Source organism: Staphylococcus sp. LKG3-1, from assembly GCF_048568385.1.
In the GTDB taxonomy this organism is placed as follows: domain Bacteria; phylum Bacillota; class Bacilli; order Staphylococcales; family Staphylococcaceae; genus Staphylococcus; species Staphylococcus saprophyticus.
Window position 1 is genome coordinate 495665 of sequence record NZ_CP183796.1, and the last position, 25285, is coordinate 520949.

Below are 25285 nucleotides of genomic sequence, written 5' to 3' on the forward strand. Positions count from 1 at the left end.
TTATGTGTATGCATTAAAAATAAGGGTAATATGATATCAGAGGAAGAGTTAGATAAATAGTATCGTTGGTATTATTTATCGTTCATACCTTTATTTTTAAAAGAGGTGACTTAATTTGAGTAAAAAAGTATTATTCATAATTACGAGTAGAAGTCAATATGATGATGGCACGGCAACTGGACTATGGTTAGAAGAGGCGAGCGAACCTTATAATATATTAACAGAAGCAGGTATTGATGTGGATATCGTGTCGATTGAAGGTGGAGAAATTCCATTAGATCCAAATTCTACACAAAATGATGAATTAAATCAGTATGCTAATTTTGTTGAAAAGTTAAAACAAGTACCAAGTATTGAAAATATTGATGTATCACAGTACGATGCAGTCTATTTACCTGGTGGACATGGTACCGTATTTGATTTTGCACATAACCAACAATTAGCAGATATCCTTGCAGACTTTAAAGAAGAAAAGAAAATTATTTCTTCAGTATGTCACGGACCAAGTGCATTTGTGGGTGCCAAAGATAAACAAGGCAATTTCTTAGTTAAAGGTGTTACATTAACATCATTTACAGATAATGAAGAACGTACGATGGGCTTGGAAGACAAAGTTCCATTTTTAACTCAAACGGAATTGGAAAATCAAGGTGCTAAGTTTGTGACAAAAGATGATTTTACAGAGCATATTGAATCTGATGCCCAATTTATCACTGGTCAAAATCCACAATCAAGTGTAGCAATAGGTAAAGCAATCAGAGATGCTTTATAATTAGAAACTTTTTCTTGAAATAATATAAAACCGGAGAACGAGATAAGTTCTCCGGTTTTATCATGTATTTACAAATAAATTAAGTGAAGATGACAGTAAATATATAATTAAGGTAATAAAACCAAAAGTTATTCATAATTAAATTATAAATCTAACATGTTAAATATGAATAAATGCTTACGCTTTGTTAAAATAAAAGTAGTGATATAATTAAATAATACATAAAACGCAGTGTAATCATTGCATTAGAAAGATTATGTACAGGCTAATGATTTAGTTTTATAAATGAATATTGTATAATAATCTAGATTGAGAATTAAACTCGAAAATAGAACTATAGATAAATAGGAGTATATAAAAAATGAAATTTACGAATTTAACTGCAAAAGAGTTCGGTGCATTTACGGATAAAATGCCGAATAGTCATTTTACGCAAATGGTTGGAAATTATGAATTGAAAATTGCAGAAAGTACAGAAACACACCTAGTAGGAATTAAGAATAATGATAATGAAGTAATTGCAGCATGTTTACTTACAGCTGTGCCTGTTATGAAATTCTTCAAGTATTTTTATTCCAATAGAGGTCCAGTCATAGATTTTGAAAATAAAGAACTCGTGCATTACTTCTTTAACGAATTAGCAAAATATGTAAAAAAACATAATGCCTTATATTTACGAGTAGATCCTTATCTTGCTTATCAATATCGTAATCATGATGGTGAAGTATTAGCAAATGCGGGTCACGATTGGATTTTTGATAAAATGAAACAACTCGGTTATAAGCATGAAGGTTTTTTAACTGGCTTTGACCCAATACTTCAAATAAGATTCCATTCTGTTTTAGATTTAGCTGGAAAAACTGCTAAAGACGTACTTAATGGTATGGATAGTTTACGTAAACGAAATACTAAAAAAGTACAGAAAAATGGTGTGAAAGTAAGATTTTTAGGTGAAGATGAGTTGCCAATATTCCGCTCATTCATGGAAGATACTTCTGAAACAAAGGATTTTGACGATAGAGATGACGATTTTTATTATAATAGGTTAAGATATTATAAAGATCGTGTGCTTGTCCCATTAGCTTATATGGATTTTGATGAATATATAACAGAATTAAAGGCTGAACGCGAAGTATTAAGTAAAGATATAAATAAAGCAGTTAAGGATATAGAAAAAAGACCAGAAAATAAAAAAGCGTATAATAAAAAAGAAAATTTAGAACAACAACTGATTGCAAACCAACAAAAAATAGATGAAGCCACTGCGTTACAAGAAAAGCATGGTAACGAATTACCGATTTCTGCAGCTTACTTTATTATTAATCCTTATGAAGTCGTTTACTATGCAGGTGGTACATCTAATGAATTTAGACATTTTGCTGGTAGTTATGCAATACAATGGAAGATGATTAATTATGCTATAGATCATAATATAGATAGATATAATTTTTATGGTATTAGTGGTCATTTTACTGAAGATGCAGAAGATGCAGGTGTTGTTAAATTTAAAAAAGGTTTTAATGCAGATGTAGTAGAATATGTTGGTGATTTTATTAAACCGATTAATAAGCCAATGTACAAAATTTATACGACATTGAAAAAAATTAAGGATAAAAAGAAATAAACATAAATAGAAGGGAACTAAGCTAGAATGAAATTTACAGAGTTAACTGTCAAAGAATATGACAATTTTGTACAGAATCCAGCATTAGAGAGTCATTATTTTCAAGTGAAAGAAAATATTGCGACAAGGGAAGAAGATGGATTTCAAGTTGTATTATTAGGCTTAAAAGATGACGATAATCAAGTTATTGCTGCTAGTCTTTTCTCTAAAATTCCTACAATGGGAAGCTATGTTTATTATTCAAATCGCGGTCCAGTTATGGATTATAATGATTTGGGGTTAGTAGATTTCTATTTACGTGAATTAGACACTTATTTGCAACAGCATAATTGTTTATATGTCAAAATGGATCCATATTGGATTTATCAAATATATGATAAGGATATTAATCCATTACCTAATCATGATAAGAATGATGCACTCGTTAATTTATTCAAATCTCATCGTTATATACATCACGGATTTACAACATCGTATGATACATCTAGCCAAGTTAGATGGATGGGCGTATTAAACCTTGATGGTGAAACACCAGCTTCATTAAAAAAACAATTTGATAGCCAAAGAAAACGTAATATAAATAAGGCAATTAATTTTGGCGTGAAGGTAAGGTTACTAACAAGAGATGAATTTGATATTTTCTTAGAATTGTATCGTGAAACAGAAGAACGTACTGGTTTTGTTTCTAAAACGGATGAATACTTTTATAACTTTATAGACAATTACGGTGATAAAGCATTAATCCCATTGGCATACATTGATTTGGATGAATATATTAATCATACTCAAGAAAGCATTAATGAAAAAGAATCACGCCGCGATAAAATGATGCAAAATGAGAATAAATCTGATAAGCAATTGAAGAAAATTGCAGAGCTAGACAAACAGATTGAACATGATAAAAAAGAATTACTTCATGCGAGTGAGTTAAGACTAACTGACGGTGCTATTTTAAACTTAGCCGCGGGTGTTTATTTTGCAAATGCATATGAAGTGAATTATTTCTCAGGTGGTTCATCAGAAAAATATAATCAATATATGGGACCCTATATGATGCACTGGTATATGATGAATTATTGCTTTGATCATGGCTATGGTCGTTATAATTTCTATGGTCTATCAGGTGACTTTACTGAAAATAGCGAAGATTACGGTGTATATCGCTTTAAACGAGGCTTTAACGTACAAATTGAGGAATTGATTGGTGATTTCTATAAACCAATTAAGAAATCGAAATATTGGTTATTTAATACGTTGAATAATGTTAGAAAGAAAATTAAAAAATAATATTAAAAAGAAAGCATACTGGTTGTAAGCGTATATCAGTATGCTTTCTTTTGTTTAGGATTCGTTATAAAAGGATGGCTTTCCAATATAACGGTAATCTAGTATGTGGCATATTCTATGAGGTTGATTCTAATTGTTAGCCACATTTTTTAGTATAGCATAAAATTATATAATATCAATATAACAATAGCATAATGATTAAAAAAAGTAAATATAAAAAATGTATATATTTATTCGGTGTAAGTAATAAAATAGGTTAAAAAAACCATGTTGTAATTCGACAAATCACAACATGGTTTTTATGGTTTTTGATTTTTATGATTAAGCGCCCTAGTTAAAATATAAAATTTCATTTGCTATATTAAATTAATTCAAAGCATCAATAATATATGTGATACCTATGATAAAGAATACAATACACATAAATATAGCAATAATTACCGCAGCGATTAACGGGTTGAATAATAAAATAATACCAAAAACAATTTCAATTACATTTAGTAAAATTGAAAAAGTATGGAAAGCTTTATTCGACTTTTCAGCTGGTGTTACGGTGAATATATTGAAAATAGCATTAATAATAAACCAAATAGCAAATAAATAAATAATAAAGGTTGTACTCGTTACGACATTAAATAGGATTAACAAACCGATGATTATATTAATTATACCAAGTATAATCAGTAATTTGGAGCCCCTTTGTGTCGCTTTTTTCATTATACGACGGATGAAAATTTCTATAAAACCATTAATAATAAATAAAAGACCAATTAACCAAGTTATAGCAAATAAGTTTTCTTCTGGAAAACTAACGATAAATACGCCAATAACTAAGAAAATAACACCAATGATCAAACTTGACCATTTAATACCTGAAGATCGTTGCATAAATTTCACTCCTAAAATATTCTCTAAACAGTATATACCCAAAAAAAGAAAAGGAACACTAAAAATTTTTAAGATTATCATATTTATATTATGTAAACCTATAATGTAGTTTGAACTTAATAAAAACCATTTATTTAAGGATTACTGAGATTGTGATAGCGATTGGATATCTTATTTAGTAATTATTTTAGTAAGCGTTAAACATAGGCGCTGAGATTTGCATTTCTGAGCATTTTAAAATGATATTGTGGGTACTTGTTCATGTGATTGCAAATAAATAACTTAAAATGAAATGGCCATTTGTAGTCATAACAACAAGTGTTGAAATTATCTATAACAAAGAAATGATTTACAAATAGATAACTTAAGTGAGAATCAAATTTAAAATCATGTGTATCATACGAAACATTAAACAGAACAATTAAGTATAAAAATCAGGTAATTCATTATAGTTACTAAGTTAAGGTTAAATGCTATGAAAGCATAATAATTTTCCAGTAAAAATATTTTCTGTATTTTAGTTTACATAATATATATTATAGGAAGTTATGTATATTGAGATATTTTCCAATTTCGGAACCCTTTTTCTTAGTACATGCTTGTACTATCTATATAATTTCTATGCTAATATGAATACATTACATATGCTTCACATTGTTTTAGCTTGATTATAATTTGCTAAATCATTATTGCTCGTTGACTTTCTTTAATATGATAATTATACGTATATTGATAATCTCATATGTGTTATTTCCTGTAGACTTAATCATTAGACTTGATCATTAGACTTAATCATTGCATTGGTATGTTAATTCGAAATTGCTATGAACTTCACACAATCATTTAGTATTTCTAAAATCTCTAATTGATAATGATTTTCAATTAATGTATAATTAACTTTTATATTAAAGGAGAGATTGTATATGAATAAGTTTATATGTATTGCATTAACCGCCCTTTGCTTTTTATTTTTAGGTGCTTGTAGTCATACCCAAAGTAATAAAGCATCTAAAGAAACAGTTAAAATTGAAACTTCTTATGAGTTTAAAGATAAAAATCAAGATCATAATAAAGGCGAAATTAAGCATGAAGTTGTAGAGGTTCCGGTTAATCCTAAACGCGATGCAGTAATGGATTACGGTGTGTTAGATGTGATGCAACAATTAAAATTGCAAGACCATATCGTTGCTATTGCTAAGGGTCAAGGTGCTTCATTTTACCAGACAGCCTAAAAGCATTTAAAAGCAGCCAATACAACAATATTGGCAACCCAGGTCAACCTAATTACGATAAATTAGCAAAATCTAAACCAGATGTTGTTTTTGCTTCTTTCAGGCAAGCACATACTAAAACTTTAGAAGAAATGAAAAAAGCTGTACCAAATGCTAAAATTGTTTTTATTAGTCCTCAAAACGATGATTACATAACTTCAATTAAGAAAAATACTGAAAATATAGGTAAAATTTTTGACAAGCAAAAAGAAACAAAGGCATTAATTACAGAACTGGATGATAAGGTTGCTGAAACTAAAAAAAGAATTGAAAATGAATCTGTATTATTTCTAAATGTAGATGATAAAGGTATAAAAACCTATGGTACTACTGGTAGATTCGGTGGTTTTTTAAATGAAGATTTAGGCATTAAACATGCTGATAAAAAAATGAAACCGAACTCAAGTGGTATACTTATTTCAAATGAATATTTAAATGAAATGAATCCAGACAAATTATTTGTTATTGATCGAACTAAACATGGAAATGTAAAAAGTGAAAGTATGCCGCAAGCGTTACAGAATGATGTTATAAAAAATTCAAAGGCAATTAAAAATAATGACGTTACATTATTTGAAGCAAACAGTTGGTTTTTCGGTGAAGGTGGTATCAAATTAACCATCGACCAACTTGAACAAATACAGAAAGCATTTAAATAATCTTCCCCACTATCCTATTTAGTGGCAATAATAAAAGGCATTGTAATGTAACCCACTACAATGGCTTTTATTATATCTATCTTTTTTCTCGATAGTTCTCAATTTCATCTTTAGGAATACCACCACGTTTACGAATTTCTTTTTTCGCTTTTTTCTCGCGACGGCTTCGTCTCCAATTGCGTGTGAAATACCAAATTAAGAAACTAATAATTAAACTGATTACAGCCATAAATGCCGCAAATCCTAATAATGGTTCATATGTAATATCTTCAAAATTAGGAATCAAGAAAGCAGCTATTCCTAATACGACGATTGTTAATACAGCTGGGACAAACCATTTATTTAAAGCTAGATTACAGAAAATAGTTACTAATATCACAGCAACTACTGAAATCCATAAATAATTAGGCATATCAAATATTGTCATGTGTTGCACTCCTTACATATCTTTTGTTTATAATTTTAACTTAATGATTAAGATTATACTACAATTTACCACAATCTTATTCGGACTATAGTAGTATGTACTAATCTTTTGTTTTAAAGACAAAAGATTCCATACATTTCATCTAATTACCTTCCCTGTTTCAATGATAATTAAACTTGCAATTGTGCTTTGTTATCGTCTTTCATGTATAATCAATATGAAACCTAAATTATGTGAAGGAGTGATTAAATGACTGGAACATTACAGTTTAGAAGTGATGTCCCTAAAGACGAAACTTGGGATATTACTGAATTATTTAGTTCTGATGAAGCATTTTATCAAGTGTTAGATGAAACTTTAGAAGCAGCCAAAGCATTTAATAAACAATATACAGAACGTTTGAATCATGCTGAAATGATTGAAGTTGCACTCAATGCATATTCTGATATATTAATTCAATTGGATAGAATGGCAAATTACGCCGAATTGAATTTAAGTGTCGATACGGCTAATGAACAAGCACAAACATTGAGTGCTAAATTTTCAACTTCCTATGGAAAGATAGCAAGTGAATTATCATTTGTTGTTTCAGAGATTATCGAACTTTCAGATACGACATTAGATGAATTAATTAAAACATCACAATATCCACATTTTTTAACAAAAATTAAAGCTAAAAAAGCATATAAATTATCTCCAGAAGTTGAAAAAGTTTTAGCTAGTTTATCCCCTACTTTTGACGGTGCTTTTGATTTATATGGAACAACTAAAATGCTAGATATTGACTTTGAATCATTTGAGCACAATAATCAAAATTATCCTTTAGATTATGCAACATTTGAAAATGAATACGAAGATAATCCGGATAGAGGTTTTAGAGAAACAAGCTTTAAATATTTTAGTGATGCGCTACGTAAATATCAGCATACAACAGCAGCAACTTATAATTTACAAGTTCAACAAGAAAAAATTGAAGCTGATTTAAGGGGCTACGAGTCGGTTATTGATTACTTATTACAAGACCAAGAAGTTACACGTGATATGTTTGATCGACAAATTGATGTAATTATGAGTGATTTAGCGCCTATTATGCAAAAATATGCTAAGTTAATCAAACGCGTGCACGGTCTTGATGTTATGGGCTTTGAAGATTTAAAAGTATCTATTGATCCAAATTATGAGCCAGAGATTTCCATAGAGGACTCAAAACAATATATCTATGGTGCATTAGATGTACTTGGACAAGATTATTTGAAGATGGTCGAAGCTGCATATGAAGAAAGATGGATTGATTTTGCACAAAACAAAGGTAAAGATACAGGCGCTTATTGTGCAAGTCCTTATGCTTCACATTCTTATGTATTTATTTCTTGGACAGGTAAAATGACTGAAACATTTGTCTTAGCGCATGAGTTGGGTCATGCTGGCCATTTTACATTAGCGCAAAAACACCAAAATTATTTGGAATCAGAAGCATCAATGTATTTTGTTGAAGCACCTTCTACAATGAATGAGATGTTGATGTCTAACTATTTATTTAAAAATAGTGATGATCCGAAGTTTAAACGTTGGGTAATTGGTTCAATTATTTCTAGAACGTATTATCATAATATGGTTACACATTTACTAGAAGCAGCCTATCAAAGAGAAGTTTACACAAAAGTCGACAATGGTGAGTCGTTAACAGCACCTGTGTTAAATCAAATTATGTTAGATGTTTATAGTCAATTTTTTGGAGATAGTGTGAAATTAACTGAAGGTACAGAATTGACTTGGATGAGACAACCACACTATTATATGGGGTTATATTCTTATACTTATTCTGCAGGATTAACTATTGGTACAGTTATGTCACAACGTATTCAAACTGAAGGCCAACCTGCCGTCGATGCATGGTTAGAAACATTAAAAGCTGGTGGCAGTAAATCACCAGTTGAATTAGCTGACATTGCAGGTATTGATATTCGAACAGATGCGCCATTGAAATCAACCATTGGTTATATTGGCAAGCTTGTTGACGAATTAGAAATGCTGACAGACGAAATTGAAGCAGAACAATAAAAGAAAAGCGCAGTGAGTAGAAAATCAATTTCACACTCACTGCGCTTTTCTTTGTTATTTATTGTAAGATTCGTAACGATTACCAGTAATAAAGAAATATATATTTTCAGCAATATTCGTAATGTGATCTCCGATGCGTTCTAAATGACGTGCTGCTAGATGCGCTTGTCCGGCAACAAAAGGATCATTATCAATGAGATAGGTAGTGTTAACAATATTTTTATATAGATCATCAATATCCTCATCGCGTTCAATGATTTCTTTAATAAGTGTGATATCATTGTTTCTAACCGCATCATTTAAATCTTTTAACATTAACAATGCTAATTTACCCATTGTGTTGAGCCTTGTTAGCACATATTTATCTATAATCTTTGCTCTTAATCTAATTTCAGCAATATTAGCAGCGTTATCTCCTATACGTTCAAAATCAGAAGCAATTTTTAATGCTGCCATCATCAATCTTAAATCAGTAGCAATTGGTTGCTGTTTAGTAATCAGCATAATAACTTTTTCATTAATTTCAGTTTCAAGTTCATTAATATTTTTATCTTTTGCAATAGATTCTCTTGCATAGTTTCTATCTTCTTCACTTAACGACATTAATGCAAATTCAATATTATGATATACATGAAGACCAAGCCGACGCAGATCTTTCATTAAATCATCGAGTTGGCCTTCGTATTTTTGTCTGATTATAGCCATAGATTAATCAACCGAAACGACCTGAGATATAATCTTCAGTTTGTTTATCAGAAGGATTAGAGAAGATTTTATCTGTATCATCGTATTCGTTTACATAGCCGTTAAGGAAGAATGCTGTTTTATCTGATACACGTGCTGCTTGTTGCATGTTATGTGTAACGATAATAATTGAATATTTTTCTTTTAATTCTTGTACTAATTCTTCAACTTTTAATGTTGAAATTGGATCTAATGCAGATGTTGGCTCATCCATTAAAATAACATCTGGTTCAATTGCTAATGTACGTGCAATACATACACGTTGTTGTTGACCACCTGATAAGCTATAGGCATTTGTATCTAAGCGGTCTTTTAACTCATCCCAAATTGCAGCGCCACGTAAAGATTTTTCAACAATTTCATCTAAAACTTTTTTGTTTTTAATGCCATGGATTTTTGGACCATACGTAATATTATCGTAAATTGATTTAGGGAATGGATTTGGTTGTTGGAATACCATACCTACATTTGTTCTTAATTTTTCTACTGAATGTTTGTCGTCAAAAATATTTTTATCACGATATAAAATTTTACCTGCAGTTTTAACAGATGGTACAAGTTCTACCATACGGTTTAAAGCCTTGATATATGTTGATTTACCACAACCTGATGGTCCTATAATAGCAGTGACATTATTTTCTAGAATGTCTAGGTTAATATTTTTAAGTGCGTGATTCTCGCCATACCATAAGTCTAAATTTTTTGTAGAATAGACAATTTTCTTTTCACTATCTGGAATTTTGTTCTCTTTATGATTCGATTCAATTGTTGCAATAGGTTTATCATTGCGATCTGTATGTGCTTGTAAGTCATCATTTTTATCAATTATTTGTTTATTAGCCATAATTAAAACTCCTTTTTTATATAAGGCTAGCCAGACTATAGATTTAATATCCATAGTATATTCCCAGTAGACTAGCCTTGGTTAAATACACTTTATATTTGAGTACGATTAGAATTTTTTACTGTATTTGTTTCTTAAGAAAATAGCAATTGCGTTCATCAATAATAAGATGACGAGCAATACGATAATGCCTGCTGATGCGACGTTTTGGAATTCTGCTTGTGGTAATTTCGCCCAGTTGTATATAGCCATTGGTAAAGCTTGGAACTGATCAAAGATACTTGATGGTAATTGTAATAATACTGTCGGGATACCAATTAGAATTAAAGGTGCCGTTTCACCTAACGCACGTGATAGTGCCAAGATAAATCCAGTTAAAATACCAGGGATTGCAGCTGGTAAGACTACACGGCGTATTGTTTGCCATTTATTACCACCTAATCCATATGATGCTTCTCTTACTGAATTAGGTACTGCTCTGATTGCTTCCTGACTCGCAACAATAATTACTGGTAAGATAAGCAGTGACATCGTGAGTGCGGCAGCTAATATGGAATTACCTAGTGCTAATGATTCGATACCCATACCTCTTACAAAAATTGTTAAGCCTAGTAAACCGAATACGACTGATGGTACACCAGCTAAATTCGAGATACTTACTTTTATGAAACTTGTGAATGCATTATCTTTTGCATATTCTTCCAAATAAATTGCTGTACCTACGCCTAAAATAATAGAAATAGGAATAATTGTAATCATCAACCATACAGTACCAATCAAGGCGCCTTTGATGCCGGCCATTGATGGTGTTGAAGATGAGAAGCTCGTAAAGAATGAAGGAGTTAAATGTCCAACACCTTTAATTAAAGTATCAATAATTAATGCCGCTAAGACGAGTAAGCCGATCATTGTACATGCAAAGAATGCCCACTTATTAAGTTTATTTATCGACAATCTCCCAGAGAGTTTCTTTTCAACGGTGTTTTGATCGACAAGTGCTTTACTATTGTTGTTAACTTCAGCCATTTTAATACTCCTCTCTGAAACGTTTCGTAATCCAATGTGAAATTAAGTTCATAATTAATGTGAATAAGAATAATGTAAAACCTACTGCATAAATACTGTAATAAATATCTGAACCGAATGTCGCATCACCTGTTGCTACTTGCACGATATAACCAGTCATTGTTTGAATAGATCCTGTTAAATCTAATGATGAAGACGGTGTACTACCTGCAGCTAATGATACAATCATCGTTTCACCGATTGCACGAGAAATTGCTAATACAATTGAAGCCATGATACCTGATGTTGCAGCAGGTAAAACAACCTTAGTTGCAACTTCAAATTTAGTAGCGCCTAAGCCTAAAGCACCCTCGCGCATTTTATTTGGTACAGATGACATAGCATCTTCACTCATACTTGAAATTAAAGGTATAATCATGACACCTACTACAATTCCGGGACTGATAGAGTTGAAACTACCTAGTTCTGGAAAGACAGAACGTAGTATAGGCGTTACGAATGTAAGTGCAAAGAAACCAAATACAATTGTTGGAATACCTGATAAGATTTCTAGTATAGGTTTGATAATGCTTCTTGCTCTACTTGAAGCATATTCACTTAAGTAAAGTGCAGCACCTAAACCAATTGGTACAGCTACAATAGTCGCGATAACTGTAATTTTCAATGTACCTAGAATCAATGCCAAAATACCATATTTAGGTGTTGATGAAAATGGATTCCAGTCCATTGTTAGGAAAAAGTCTGCAAATGAAACTCGTGTAAAGAATGTAATTGTTTCAGTTAAAAGTGTCACGATAATTCCGATAGTTGCTAAAATAGAAAAAACTGCAATGATTCCTAAAATGACCGGTGCAATTTTATCGCTTGTACCATTCTTTTTAGCGTTGTTTTTTTCAATCATTTCACTTACGGAAAGATTATTATTCGCCATGTGAATTCCTTCCTTCTTGTAAATTCCCAATTATTTAAAAAAAGTTGGGTCTGGAAAAATGACAAAGTAGCGTACGAATCTAACTTTGCCCCATTCCAGAATCCCAACCCTAAACGATCTTACTATAATTATTTACTGTCTTTGTCGTCGTCTTTTTTACTATCTTTACCAATGATGTCATCTAATTTAGATTGTTGTTCTGTGTAGTCTTTCTTAGGTAATGCAACAAATCCTGCATCTTCAGCTGATTTACCTTTGTCTTCAAGAACAAATTTCATGAAGTCTTGGAATCCTTTGTTATCTTTTAATTTTTTCTCGTTAGTGTAGATATACAATGGTCTACTCAATGCATATGAACCATCTTGGATAGTTTTCTTAGTTGGTTCAGTTGTTTTACCTGAATCATCTTTAACTTTAACTTCTTTTAATTTATCTTTATTTTGTTCATAGAAGTTATAACCGAAGTAACCAATACCTTGTTCATTTTTTTGAACAGATTGTACAATTACATTTGTATCAGCATTTTTCTCTGCTTTGATATCCCCTTTGTCCATAACTTCTTCAGTGAAGAAATCGTAAGTACCATGTGATTGGTCAGGTGAGTAAGCTTTAATCTCTTTAGATGGCCATTTTGGATTTACATCTTTCCAAGTTTTAGCTTTACCTGAGTAAATTTCTTTAAGTTGTTCTTTAGTAAGTTCGTCAACGAAATCATTATCTTTATTGACTGTGATTGTTACACCGTCTTGAGCAATTTTGAATTCATCGTATTTAATACCTTTGTCATCCAATTTTTTCTTTTCTTCATCTTTTATTGGTCTAGATGCATTTGAAAAATCAGTGCTACCTGAGATGAATTTTTCAAATCCCCCACCTGTACCTGAAGTACCTGATGATACTGTTACATCTTTATTATCTTTAGCAAATTTTTCGTTAAGTTTTTCAATGATTGGACCTACTGTTGATGAGCCATCGCCTTTAACTTCTCCTTCGCCTTTACCTGAATCAGCGTTACCTCCGCCGCCACAAGCACCTAATAAAAGTGAAGCACCGATTGCTGTAGTACCAAATAATTGCCATTTTTTCATTGAAACATCCTCCTAATAAGTGAATAACCCAAAAGTTATATGTATTTCTTACAGTCTCTATACTACACACCTTTTATTAAATACAAATATAGATAATGTAAATGTTTTGTTAAGGAATTATTGTTGTTGTTTACAATATTTATATTTGTAATGTTAGGTGATCACTTTGGTTCAAAAATCGCTTTAAATCAACGTTATACTCCTCTTTTAATATTACAGAAGTTTTGAATTTGTAATGTTAAAATACAAAAAAACCTAAAAATAACTACAAAAAAGTAGTATTTTTAGGTTTTAATATTGATTGCTGTATGATGTTTTACTGAATCAATGAATAGCAATTGTAATAAAGTGCTTAAATAATGAAGTGTGATTTAAATTTCATTAATTCAATCGTTCACTGCTTTATAATAGAAGAAACTATTTTTCGATTCTTGCCCAACCTTTTTGGGTTAAGGCAATTTTACCACTTTCGATCGTGATAATTTTATTTTTATAAAGATGGCCTATTGCTCTCTTGAATGAGCCTTTACTCATATTAAATATTTCTTTGATTGCTTCTGGACTAGATTTGTCTGAAAAAGGTAACTCCCCATCATATTCAACTAATAAGTCAAATATGTGTTGGCCATCATCATCTAATCGCTCATGTGCTAAGGGTAAGAATGAGCCATTTAGTTCCCCTTTTTCATTATGACCAATGATACGAACGCTAACATTTTCACCTAATCGAGGTTCTTCTTTACGTTCTGTTTCATGAACGAATATTTTATAACCATCTTTAGATAGTAAGAAACTGCCAATTCTTAGTAAACGATAAGGTCTTGCTTCTATCACTTGGTTTTGCTTCTCGTCATCGAACACAGGTGTATACATTTGTTCAACGATTGTTTCTGTCGCTAATCGAGCAAACATGTTGTTATCTCTGTCGATACGTAAAGTAACAAATAGTTCATCACCTTGTACTGGCCAAACATCTTTAACTTTCGGAAGATCTTCCCAAGGAATCAGTACTTCTCGTGGTAACCCAACATCTACGTGTGCACCATCTCTATCAGTTTTTAAAACTTTTACAAAATCATATTTATTCGTAGTAATGTCAGGCATATTTTGAGTAGCGAATAATGCACCTGATCTATTAGGATATACAAAAAAGCTATATTCTTCACCTATTTGTAATTCATCTTCATCATTAATTTCAGATTGGTTTAATTTAACTTCTTCACCATTGGGTCCTTTTAATTTGTAAGTGGAACTTTCTAAACCTACAACTTCAAGGAATTCTATTGAACCTACAATATCTTTTTCATCTTGGGCCATACTTTTCTCCTTCGTTCATAAAATTTATTCTTCTATATTATAACATGCTATAGGAAAACAAGCATCAGTCTAGCGCGAAAGGTCGAAAGTGCAAGATAAGTGTGTTATAATTTGTGCGGTAGATTAACGAAAAGGAGTAAATGCATGTTACAAGTTACTGATGTAAGTTTACGATTTGGCGATCGTAAGCTATTTGAAGATGTAAATATTAAATTTACAGATGGCAATTGCTATGGTTTGATAGGTGCAAATGGTGCAGGTAAATCAACGTTCTTGAAAATTTTATCTGGAGAATTAGATGCACAAACTGGTCATGTTTCAATGGGGAAAAATGAACGTTTAGCAGTATTAAAACAAGATCATTTTGCATTTGAAGATGAACGTGTTATAGATGTTGTTATTAAAGGTCACGAACGTTTGTATGCTGTTATGAAAGAAAAAGATGAGATCTATATGAAACCTGATTTCAGCGATGAAGATGGTATTAGAGCAGCAGAATTAGAAGGCGAATTTGCAGAAATGGATGGATGGAATGCAGAAGCAGATGCTGGTTCCCTACTATCTGGTCTTGGTATAAAAGCAGATTTACAAGATAAAACAATGTCAGAATTAGAAAATAATCAAAAAGTTAAAGTCTTATTGGCTCAAAGTCTTTTTGGTAAACCAGACGTATTGCTACTAGATGAGCCTACCAATGGTTTAGATATCCCTGCAATTAGTTGGTTAGAAGATTTCTTAATTAATTTTGAAAATACAGTTATTGTAGTTTCTCATGACAGACACTTTTTAAATAACGTATGTACTCACATTGCCGATTTAGATTATGGGAAAATTAAAGTTTACGTTGGTAACTATGATTTTTGGTATCAATCTAGTGAATTAGCAATGAAAATGGCACAAGATCAAAATAAGAAAAAAGAAGAAAAAATCAAAGAATTACAAGATTTCGTTGCGCGTTTCTCTGCAAATGCTTCAAAATCAAAACAAGCAACAAGTCGTAAGAAACAACTTGAAAAAATCGAACTCGATGATATTCAACCTTCATCGCGTCGTTACCCATTTGTTAAATTCACTCCAGAACGTGAAATTGGGAATGACTTATTGTTTGTAGAAAACCTTTCAAAAACAATTGATGGTGTTAAAGTTCTAGACAATATTTCATTTACAATGGATCCTAATGATAAAGCTGTATTAATTGGAGATAGTGAATTTGCTAAATCAACATTATTGAAAATCTTAGCTGGTGAGATGGAACCAGATGAAGGTTCAGTAAGATGGGGTGTCACAACTTCACGTAGTTACTTCCCTAAAGATAACTCTGACTACTTTGAAGGTGTAGACATGAATCTAGTAGATTGGTTACGTCAGTATGCACCGGAAGACGAACAAACTGAAACATTCTTACGTGGCTTCTTAGGACGTATGCTATTTAGTGGTGAAGAAGTTAAGAAAAAAGCAAGTGTGCTTTCAGGTGGAGAAAAAGTACGTTGTATGCTAAGTAAAATGATGCTATCAAGTGCAAACGTGCTATTGTTAGACGAACCGACAAACCATTTAGATTTAGAAAGTATTACTGCGGTAAATGATGGATTAAAGAACTTCAAAGGTTCAATCATCTTTACGTCATATGATTTTGAATTTATTAACACAATCGCGAACCGTGTTATTGATTTAAATCCTGCTGGTGCAGTTTCAAAAGAGATTTCTTATGAAGCCTATTTAGAAGAAACTGGTGTATTAGCTAAATAATTGTAATCATATTTAAGCGTCTAAGACATAAATAAATGTTTTAGACGCTTTTTTCATATCATCACCTAATTATTGTAGTTATGACATCACATTTTTGAAAATAGACTTTTGTCACGTTTTTTCATTCCCCTACTTTAAAAAGAGGTATAGGCCGATTGCTTTAAAAAGCATTTTCACAATTATATAATCATAATTAATTAACTGTAGGAGGAATGTTTAAATGAAAAATTTAAATATGATTGACGGTCAAGTATTACCTCAAATTGGATTTGGTACATATAAGCTTAATGGTGCGCATGGTGCACACGCAATAACGAATGCATTAAATCAAGGATATCGCTTGTTAGATACAGCATATAATTATGAAAACGAAGGTACTGTGGGCAAAGCGATTGACAATAGTCATGTGACAAGAGATCAAGTTATCATTACTTCAAAATTACCAGGTCGTTATCAAGATTATGATGCAGCTATGGTTGCGATTCAAGAATCAATCTATCGTTTAGGTGTTGAGTATTTAGATTTATACTTAATCCACTGGCCTAATCCTAAACAAGGCAAGTATGTAGAAGCATGGCAAGCAATGATAGATGCGCAAAAAGCTGGCTTGATAAAATCTATTGGTGTTTGTAATTTCTTACCAGAACATATTGAAAATTTAGAAAAAGAAACAGGTGTGTTGCCTGTAGTTAATCAAATTGAACTGCATCCCTATTTTAATCAGCAGGACATGATTGAATATCATAATCAAAAAGGCATCATTACACAAGCCTGGAGTCCTTTAGGTCGTGCATCTGAGGTGATTAAGGATAAAGATATTGCTGTTATAGCAGAAAAATATAATAAAACAATCCCTCAAATCATTTTAAAATGGCATGTACAAAATGGTATTGTCCCTATTCCTAAATCAACATCGATTGCGCGACAAATTCAAAATAAAGATATATTTGATTTTACTTTAGAACAACAAGATATTGATAAAATTAATAGTCTGACACAGCAAGATGGCCGACTAAAAGGTCAAGATCCGGCATCGTACGAGGAATTTTAAAAGAATCATCATTTTGTGTTTTAAAAAAGCAACACCTCAAAAAGATATCATTTTACACTCTTGAGGTAAAAAACACTCCTTAAATGTCATATTTTTCAGTAAATTTAAAAAATTAAAGAAAAGCGGTTTACAGTACATGTAAGCCTATGTATAATGTGAAACATAAACAAAAATTTAATAAGGTTTTGATGAGGCGCATCAATCATTAGTAAAGATTAGAAGAATCTGACTGCTAGCAGCTAATTTTGAAAGGGTGAGATGCCGAAACGGTTATAATAGCAGCTTATAACATGTTGGACTTTATGGTTAAGAGCTAAGAGTCTGTCATTATTTTAAGATAATGGAGTGCATCACTTGTATATATAATATAGAACAGGTTCGCATTTCGGACTTGTTCTTTTTTTATATAACTGTGATTCTCCCCTATTCAACGAGGAGGATATGAATTTGGAAAGAAGTGTTTTGAAATTTGGTGGTTCTTCAGTTAGTGATTTTACTAAAATTAAAAATATAGCTGAGATGTTAAGTTTGAGAATTGCACAAGGAGAACAACTTATTGTCGTAGTAAGTGCTATGGGTAAAACGACCGATGAGTTAATGGCAAATGTATCTACATTAACCACTAGTCCAAAGGATCAAGAATTAGCGCTATTACTCACAACTGGTGAACAACAAACCGTTTCATACTTATCGATGGTTTTGAATGACATTGGCGTTCGAGCTAAAGCTATGACAGGTTATCAAGCTGGTATCAAAACGGTTGGGCACCATTTGAAAAGTCGTATAGCTGAAATTAATCCTGAAACATTTGAACAAGCATTTGAAGAAAATGACGTGCTTGTTGTGGCTGGTTTCCAAGGTGTTAATGATGATTTAGAAGTAACGACTTTAGGACGTGGAGGTTCTGATACGACTGCTGTTGCATTAGCTGCGAGTAATCATACGCCTTGTGAAATTTATACAGATGTGGATGGTGTTTATGCTACAGATCCTCGCCTATATAAAGATGCGAAGCGACTCGATTATGTATCGTATGAAGAAATGATGGAAATGAGTGCTTTAGGTGCAGGCGTATTAGAAACAAGAAGTGTTGAATTAGCAAATAATTATAACATTCCCCTATATTTAGGTAGAACTTTATCAAATGTGAAAGGAACATGGATTATGCCACAAACAGAAATTTTAGAAAAGAAAGCCGTCACAGGTGTTGCATTAGATACACATATGATGCATGTTACAATTAGTTACCCCTTACCAGATAATAAATTACTCACAAAATTATTCAGTCAATTAGAAGATGGTTCTGTAAATGTAGATATGATATCTCAAATTGTTAATTTAGAAGGCTTACAAATGTCTTTTACAATTAAAGATACGGATGTTGCACAAATTTCATCTATACTGGAAACTTTAAAAGAAGACTTTAGTGCCTTGGACTTCAGAATTAATGAAGAATACGTTAAAATTTCTTTAATAGGTTCAGGTATGAGAGATATGTCTGGTGTAGCTTCAAAAGCATTTATTACTTTAATTGAAAATGATATCTCATTTTATCAAACGACAACATCGGAAATTAGTATTTCATGTGTCATCGATGCTGAAAACGGTGAACGTGCTGTACAGACTTTATATCAAGCTTTTGATATCTGAATTTTCAAAACTTTTTAAAATCAACTAATAAAAAATGGAGTGTTTTGTATATGACTAGATTAGCTATTGCAGGTGCAACAGGATTAGTAGGAAGAAAAATGTTAGAAACAGTAGATAGAAAAGGCATTGCCTTTGATGAGTTAGTATTATTCTCTTCAGCGCGATCAGCGGGAGAACAAATTGAATTTCAAGGTAAAACATACACAGTACGTGAATTGACTGATGAAGCAGCTAGCGAACCTTTTGATTATGTATTAATGAGTGCGGGTGGTAGTACAAGTGAACATTATTCCCCTATTTTCGAACAAGCAGGAGCTATCGTGATTGACAACTCTAGTCAATGGAGAATGACTGAAGGTATTGATTTAATAGTACCAGAAGTGAATGAACCTAAATTAGATAGAAAAATCATTGCCAATCCAAACTGTTCTACGATTCAATCTGTCGTGCCACTTAAACCATTACAAGAAGCATTTGGATTAAAACGTGTTGCATATACAACTTATCAAGCAGTATCTGGTTCAGGAGTGAAAGGTAAACAAGATTTAGCTGAAGGAGCAAATGGTAAAGCGCCAGAGGCATACCCTCACCCTATTTATAATAATGTGTTACCACATATAGATACTTTTCTCGAAGATGGGTATACAAAAGAAGAACAAAAAATGATTGATGAAACACGTAAAATTTTACAAGATGATCATTTAAAGGTAACAGCTACTTGCGTCCGTGTACCTGTACAAGACAGTCATAGTGTACACATGAGTGTAACATTAGAAAAAGAAGCAACAGTTTCAGCCATTCAAGAGTTATTTGAAAAAGATGATCGTGTTGTACTTGTAGATAATCCTCAAAACAATGAATATCCATTAGCAATTCATTCAACTGGTAGAGATGAAATCTTTGTTGGACGCATTCGTCGTGACGATAGCTTAGACAATACTTTCCATGTATGGTGTACTTCTGACAACTTATTAAAAGGTGCAGCATTAAATGCAGTACAAATACTTGAACAAGTTATGAGCTTGAAAGGAGTAAAATAATATGGGACATATATTTGAAGGTGTAGGTGTTGCACTAGCAACGCCATTTACACACAATGAAGTTGACTTTGATGCATTGAGAAGACATGTGAAATATTTACTAGATAATAATGCCAAATCAATCGTAGTCAATGGTACTACAGCTGAGAATCCAACATTAACTGATGAAGAGAAGGATCAAATTTTAGAAGTCGTTGTCAATGTTGTTGATGGTCGTGTGCCTGTCATTGCAGGTACTGGTACGAATAATACTCAAAAGTCTATTCAAGCTTCTGTGCGTGCAAGAGAAATTGGTGCTGATGCGATTATGCTTATTACACCATACTATAACAAGACAAATCAAAGAGGTTTAATTGCCCACTTTACAACAATTGCAGATGCAGTGAAATTGCCTGTTGTATTATATAATGTACCGTCACGTACTAATATGACAATCGATGCAGAAACAGTGGAAACTTTAAGTGAAAATGAGTATATCGTTGCATTAAAAGATGCGACAAATGATTTTGATTACTTAGAAGACTTAAAACAACGCCTTAATTTAGATGAGTTTGCTTTATATAGTGGCAACGACGATAATATTGTTGATTATTTCAATCAAGGTGGTCACGGTGTTATCTCGGTGGTTGCCAATGTTATTCCAAATGCTTTCCAATCTTTATATGATGCAAAACAAAATGACGAAAACATACAGTCTCAATTCCAGCCTATTCAAACGTTATTAGATGCGTTAGCAGTAGATGTTAACCCTATTCCTGTAAAAGCATTAACAGCAGTTGAAGGATTTGGTAACTATGAAGTACGCTTACCACTTGTTACACTTGAAGACAGTGATCGCCAAAAATTAGAACAAGCTTACGAACAATTTAAAGCAGGTGGAAATTCATGAAGATTTTATTAATTGGATATGGTGCTATGAATCAACGCGTAGCAAGGTTAGCAGAAGAGAAAAATCACGAAATCGTTGGGGTTATTGTGAGAAACAGTGAAAAGCACTATCCCTACCCTACTTTTGAACATATTTCAGAGGCTACAGAAGCGGATGTTGCTATTGACTTTTCAAATCCTGAACTACTCTTACCATTATTAGAAGAAGACTTTAATTTACCAGTTGTCATTGCTACAACGGGTGAGAAAGAACAAATCATAGATAAATTAAAAGCGTTGAGTACAGATATGCCAGTGTTTTTCAGTGCGAATATGAGTTATGGTGTACATGCACTTACAAAAATCTTAGAAGCAGCTGTACCGCTCTTGCAAGATTTTGATATTGAACTTACAGAAGCACATCATAATAAAAAAGTTGATGCACCGAGTGGTACATTAGTGAAATTATATGATGTTATTGAGTCTTTACGTGAGACTACAACGCCTGTATATGATAGACATGAAACGACTGAAAAACGTACCCAAGATGAAATAGGTATTCATTCTATTCGTGGCGGCACGATTGTTGGAGAACATGATGTGCTTTTTGCAGGTACGGATGAAACAATTGAAATTACACACCGCGCACAATCTAAAGATATATTTGCCAACGGTGCGATTGGCGCAGCAGAAAAACTAGTACAAAATAAAAATGGTTATTATACATTTGATAACTTATAAACCCTAAGGAGCGAATTTAATTATGATACAACATTTAACGGCAGAAGAAATTATTCAATATATAAGTGATGCAAAAAAATCTACACCATTAAAAGTCTACATCAATGGTGATTTTGAAAACATTACTTTCCCAAGTGATTTTAAAGTATTTGGTTCATCTGATTCCAAAGTTATTTTTTGTGAAGCAGATGATTGGAAACCATTTTATGAGTCTAATCAATCAGTTATTGATGAAATTGAAGTTGAAATGGATCGACGCAACTCAGCTATTCCATTGAAAGATTTAACAAATACGAATGCACGTATTGAACCTGGTGCATTTATTCGTGAACAAGCCATTATTGAAGATGGTGCTGTAATCATGATGGGTGCAACAATTAATATTGGTGCTGTTGTTGGAGAAGGCACAATGGTTGATATGAATGCTACATTAGGCGGACGTGCTACAACAGGTAAAAATGTACATGTCGGTGCTGGTTCAGTTTTAGCTGGTGTAATCGAACCACCAAGTGCTTCACCTGTTATTATTGAAGATGACGTACTTATTGGTGCTAATGCAGTCATTCTTGAAGGTGTGCGTGTCGGTGCCGGTGCCATTGTCGCTGCTGGTGCCATTGTTACTCAAGATGTACCCGCAGGCGCAGTTGTAGCTGGTACGCCAGCAAAAGTGATTAAACAAACAACTGAAGTCGAAGATTCAAAACGTGAAATCGTTTCGGCACTAAGAAAATTAAACGACTAGAGTACTAAGGATATAAACTTATACAAGTTATATATTACCGTATGTATTTTACACAAAATGATACGGAATTATTTTGTTGAATATAGGAGGTTTAGACGAGACAATATTTATTTTACTATGATGTCTCCCCTTATCTATTGCTAAGTGTTAAACTACGCTTTGTTTCGATAAGTTTGTCTATCCTCCTATTTTTATAAATTAAATACATAATACATAGCAAACTAACAATTATGCTTATTTAGTGTAATTAATATAATAATTTAAAGGATTTGATATCGATGACTGAGTTGGAATTTGTAACAGAACATAGACGTTATTTACATAAGCATCCAGAATTAAGTTTACATGAATATGAAACAACAAAGTATATTGCGCATTTTTTAGATGATTTAGGTGTGCCATATGAGCGTCCATTAGATACAGGCGTTATCGCCTATTTATCTGGAAATAGTACACATACGATTGCATATCGTGCTGATATAGATGCATTACCGATTTACGAAGAAAATGACGTATCCTACCGAAGTGAAGTAGATCATGTTATGCATGCTTGTGGACATGATGGCCATACAACTGCCCTTATGCTATTTGTTAAACGATGTAAAAATTTAGCTGATAAGGGCGAACTTCCTCAAAATATCGTCTTCATATTTCAACCTGCAGAAGAAACTGGAGGTGGCGCGAATCGTTTAATACGTGCTGGTGCATTTGAAAAATATCCTATTGAAGCAGTTTTTGGTATACATGTCATGCCATTTGAAAATGAAGGCCGTGTTGTGATTAGAGATGAAGAAATTACAGCAAGTGCTACAGAGTATAGATTCTATTTGCATGGTCTTTCAAGTCATGTTGCTGATAAAGAGCAAGGGCATTCATGCGGTGAGGCATTACAACATGTATTGACTCAAGTAGGACAGATACAGCAATATCATTTAAATGGATTGAAACGAAACATTGTCCATATGGGACATTTTGAAGCTGGTGAAGCCATAAATACGGTTCCAAGTAACGGCTATTTAGAAGGTACTATTAGAACATATGATGTGAAAGATTTAGAGATTGTAAAACAGCAAATGACGAAAATTAGCGAAAGCGTTAAATTATTATTTAATGTCGAGTGTGAAGTGAAATTTGAAGAAGGTTACCCTCCTACTTTTAATGATCCTCAATTACGCAAACATGTTGAAAATGGATTAGTAAATGCTGAGTTTGAAGTGATTGATAAACCTACACCTTACTTATTTGGTGAAGACTTTAGTTTCTATAGTCAAATTGCACCAAGCTATTTTGTATTTGTTGGAGTTCGAGATGAAGCAAAAGGATACGTGACTGGTTTACACACTTCTCATTTAAACTTTAATGAATCTATATTAATACGTATTGCAGATTACTATGAACAAATACTCAAATCTTATAGTGAGGTACAATCGCAATGACAGCCACATGGTCAGTAAACCGACAATTATTTAAAGAAAACGCTAAAAATGTTAAACAAGATAACCAAATAATGGCAGTAGTAAAAAATAATGCGTACCATTATGGACTTGAATTTGCAGTAGAACAGTTTTTAGATATAGGGATAAATACATTTAGTACCACATCACTTAAAGAAGCAATTCGAATTCGCAAATTAGCGCCAAATGCTACTATATTTTTGATGAATGCAGTTTATGAATTTGATAAGATACGTGAGAATCAGATTCAAATGACTTTGCCTTCCCTTTCTTTTTATTATGAAAATATTAACGAATTATATGACATACAAGTTCACTTGGAATATGAAAATTTATTACATCGTTCAGGTTTAAAGACACTTGATGAAATTAAAGAAGTCATTCACCATCATAATCAGAATAAAAATGAACATAAAATGCACATTAGTGGTTTGTGGACGCATTTTGGATACGCAGATGAATTTGATGTTCCAGATTATAATATAGAGCGTGCCGCGTGGTTAGAGATTGTAGATACGCTACTTGATGAAGGATATGAATTTGAGATGATACATGCACAGAATAGTGCAAGCTACTATCGTGAGCAAGGTGTATTACCTAACCATACGCATGCGCGTATTGGTATTGCATTGTATGGTTCTAGACCCTATAGTACAATCAATGAATCAGACATACAGCAATCGCTAACAGTTAAAGGTAATGTCATACAAGTGCGTGAAGTCAATGCGGGAGAATTTTGTGGTTACAGTTTTGCTTTTGAAGCGACAAAAAATAACACAAAATTGGCAGTCGTTGATGTTGGTTATGGTGATGGTATACTCAAAGCAAGAGCACAACATGAGGCTTTGATAAATCATAAGCGCTACCCTATTCGTGCGCTTATGATGAGTCATATGTTTGTAGAAGTTGATGACAGTGTCAATGCACAAGATGAAGTGATACTATATAATAACCATATACGTGTCGATGAATTTACTTTTAAAGGCGTTGGCGCTAATTCAGAACAATTAAGTGCAATGAATCACGACTCATTAATAAAGGAGTATAGATAA

General features: G+C 32.4%; 21 protein-coding genes, 1 pseudogene and 1 riboswitch. Of the genes and pseudogenes, 14 read left to right on the forward strand and 8 right to left on the reverse strand.

Going from position 1 to position 25285, the window contains the following annotated elements; genetic code table 11:
* The first annotated feature begins 115 nt into the window (after positions 1-115).
* The 3 genes from ACM595_RS02350 to ACM595_RS02360 all read left to right on the forward strand — a co-directional run bounded on the left by ACM595_RS02350 (position 116) and on the right by ACM595_RS02360 (position 3683).
* Entirely contained in the window at positions 116-772 is a 657-nt protein-coding gene (locus ACM595_RS02350; RefSeq protein ID WP_115343839.1) for a type 1 glutamine amidotransferase domain-containing protein, read from the forward strand.
* Positions 773-1133: 361 nt separating this feature from the next.
* On the forward strand, positions 1134-2396 hold the full coding sequence (locus ACM595_RS02355; RefSeq protein WP_002483340.1) for an aminoacyltransferase: 1263 nt from the start codon (positions 1134-1136) through the stop codon (positions 2394-2396).
* A 27-nt stretch (positions 2397-2423) separates the two neighbouring features.
* Positions 2424-3683 carry an aminoacyltransferase gene (locus tag ACM595_RS02360; RefSeq protein WP_002483339.1) on the forward strand — a complete coding sequence of 420 codons (1260 nt, stop codon included), beginning with the start codon at positions 2424-2426 and terminating at the stop codon, positions 3681-3683.
* Between the two features lie 366 nt (positions 3684-4049).
* Here ACM595_RS02360 and ACM595_RS02365 read toward each other — a convergent pair whose 3' ends face one another.
* Positions 4050-4571 (reverse strand): HdeD family acid-resistance protein, encoded by a 522-nt coding sequence (locus ACM595_RS02365; RefSeq protein WP_041080531.1) that lies wholly within the window; start codon positions 4569-4571, stop codon positions 4050-4052.
* 923 nt (positions 4572-5494) lie between these two features.
* On the opposite strand from ACM595_RS02365, the pseudogene ACM595_RS02370 reads away from it, so the two are divergent.
* A pseudogene (locus ACM595_RS02370) lies at positions 5495-6501 on the forward strand (siderophore ABC transporter substrate-binding protein).
* A 76-nt stretch (positions 6502-6577) separates the two neighbouring features.
* On the opposite strand, the gene ACM595_RS02375 reads toward ACM595_RS02370, so the two are convergent.
* Positions 6578-6928, reverse strand: a complete 351-nt coding sequence (locus tag ACM595_RS02375; RefSeq protein ID WP_011303144.1) for a membrane protein — start codon at positions 6926-6928, stop codon at positions 6578-6580.
* 249 nt (positions 6929-7177) lie between these two features.
* On the opposite strand from ACM595_RS02375, the gene pepF reads away from it, so the two are divergent.
* Positions 7178-8989, forward strand: a complete 1812-nt coding sequence (gene pepF, locus ACM595_RS02380; protein WP_115338538.1) for an oligoendopeptidase F — start codon at positions 7178-7180, stop codon at positions 8987-8989.
* Positions 8990-9043: 54 nt separating this feature from the next.
* On the opposite strand, the gene phoU is transcribed toward pepF, so the two are convergent.
* From phoU to cvfB, 6 genes are all read right to left on the reverse strand, one after another.
* A complete protein-coding gene (gene phoU, locus ACM595_RS02385; RefSeq protein ID WP_002483334.1) occupies positions 9044-9694 on the reverse strand; it encodes a phosphate signaling complex protein PhoU in 651 nt (216 codons plus the stop codon).
* A 7-nt stretch (positions 9695-9701) separates the two neighbouring features.
* Positions 9702-10577: a phosphate ABC transporter ATP-binding protein PstB gene (gene pstB / locus ACM595_RS02390; RefSeq protein ID WP_011303141.1), complete on the reverse strand. Its 876-nt coding sequence runs from the start codon at positions 10575-10577 to the stop codon at positions 9702-9704.
* 108 nt (positions 10578-10685) lie between these two features.
* On the reverse strand, positions 10686-11603 hold the full coding sequence (gene pstA, locus ACM595_RS02395) for a phosphate ABC transporter permease PstA (protein WP_011303140.1): 918 nt from the start codon (positions 11601-11603) through the stop codon (positions 10686-10688).
* 1 nt (position 11604) lies between these two features.
* Entirely contained in the window at positions 11605-12534 is a 930-nt protein-coding gene (gene pstC / locus ACM595_RS02400) for a phosphate ABC transporter permease subunit PstC (protein ID WP_115338537.1), read from the reverse strand.
* 128 nt (positions 12535-12662) lie between these two features.
* Entirely contained in the window at positions 12663-13622 is a 960-nt protein-coding gene (locus ACM595_RS02405; protein ID WP_002483330.1) for a PstS family phosphate ABC transporter substrate-binding protein, read from the reverse strand.
* A 417-nt stretch (positions 13623-14039) separates the two neighbouring features.
* On the reverse strand, positions 14040-14939 hold the full coding sequence (gene cvfB / locus ACM595_RS02410) for an RNA-binding virulence regulatory protein CvfB (RefSeq protein ID WP_069821978.1): 900 nt from the start codon (positions 14937-14939) through the stop codon (positions 14040-14042).
* Positions 14940-15083: 144 nt separating this feature from the next.
* On the opposite strand from cvfB, the gene ACM595_RS02415 reads away from it, so the two are divergent.
* From ACM595_RS02415 to ACM595_RS02455, 9 genes are all read left to right on the forward strand, one after another.
* A complete protein-coding gene (locus ACM595_RS02415; protein ID WP_002483328.1) occupies positions 15084-16688 on the forward strand; it encodes an ABC-F family ATP-binding cassette domain-containing protein in 1605 nt (534 codons plus the stop codon).
* Positions 16689-16908: 220 nt separating this feature from the next.
* Complete coding sequence (locus ACM595_RS02420; RefSeq protein ID WP_002483327.1) at positions 16909-17739, forward strand: aldo/keto reductase; 831 nt, start codon at positions 16909-16911, stop codon at positions 17737-17739.
* Positions 17740-17919: 180 nt separating this feature from the next.
* A riboswitch (Lysine riboswitch) is annotated at positions 17920-18098 on the forward strand.
* 82 nt (positions 18099-18180) lie between these two features.
* Complete coding sequence (locus ACM595_RS02425; protein ID WP_164548945.1) at positions 18181-19389, forward strand: aspartate kinase; 1209 nt, start codon at positions 18181-18183, stop codon at positions 19387-19389.
* Between the two features lie 50 nt (positions 19390-19439).
* Positions 19440-20429, forward strand: coding sequence for an aspartate-semialdehyde dehydrogenase (locus ACM595_RS02430; protein WP_002483325.1), 990 nt, complete (start codon positions 19440-19442; stop codon positions 20427-20429).
* Position 20430: 1 nt separating this feature from the next.
* On the forward strand, positions 20431-21318 hold the full coding sequence (gene dapA, locus ACM595_RS02435; protein ID WP_002483324.1) for a 4-hydroxy-tetrahydrodipicolinate synthase: 888 nt from the start codon (positions 20431-20433) through the stop codon (positions 21316-21318).
* Positions 21315-22037: a 4-hydroxy-tetrahydrodipicolinate reductase gene (dapB, locus tag ACM595_RS02440; protein WP_002483323.1), complete on the forward strand. Its 723-nt coding sequence runs from the start codon at positions 21315-21317 to the stop codon at positions 22035-22037. The genes dapA and dapB overlap by 4 nt, the downstream gene beginning before the upstream one ends.
* Positions 22038-22059: 22 nt before the next feature.
* The gene (dapD, locus tag ACM595_RS02445; protein WP_069837999.1) at positions 22060-22779 is read left to right on the forward strand and encodes a 2,3,4,5-tetrahydropyridine-2,6-dicarboxylate N-acetyltransferase; all 720 of its coding nucleotides are present in this window, start codon (positions 22060-22062) and stop codon (positions 22777-22779) included.
* 278 nt (positions 22780-23057) lie between these two features.
* Complete coding sequence (locus ACM595_RS02450) at positions 23058-24215, forward strand: M20 metallopeptidase family protein (protein ID WP_041080545.1); 1158 nt, start codon at positions 23058-23060, stop codon at positions 24213-24215.
* The gene (locus tag ACM595_RS02455; protein ID WP_069821982.1) at positions 24212-25285 is read left to right on the forward strand and encodes an alanine racemase; all 1074 of its coding nucleotides are present in this window, start codon (positions 24212-24214) and stop codon (positions 25283-25285) included. Before ACM595_RS02450 ends, ACM595_RS02455 begins: the two co-directional genes overlap by 4 nt.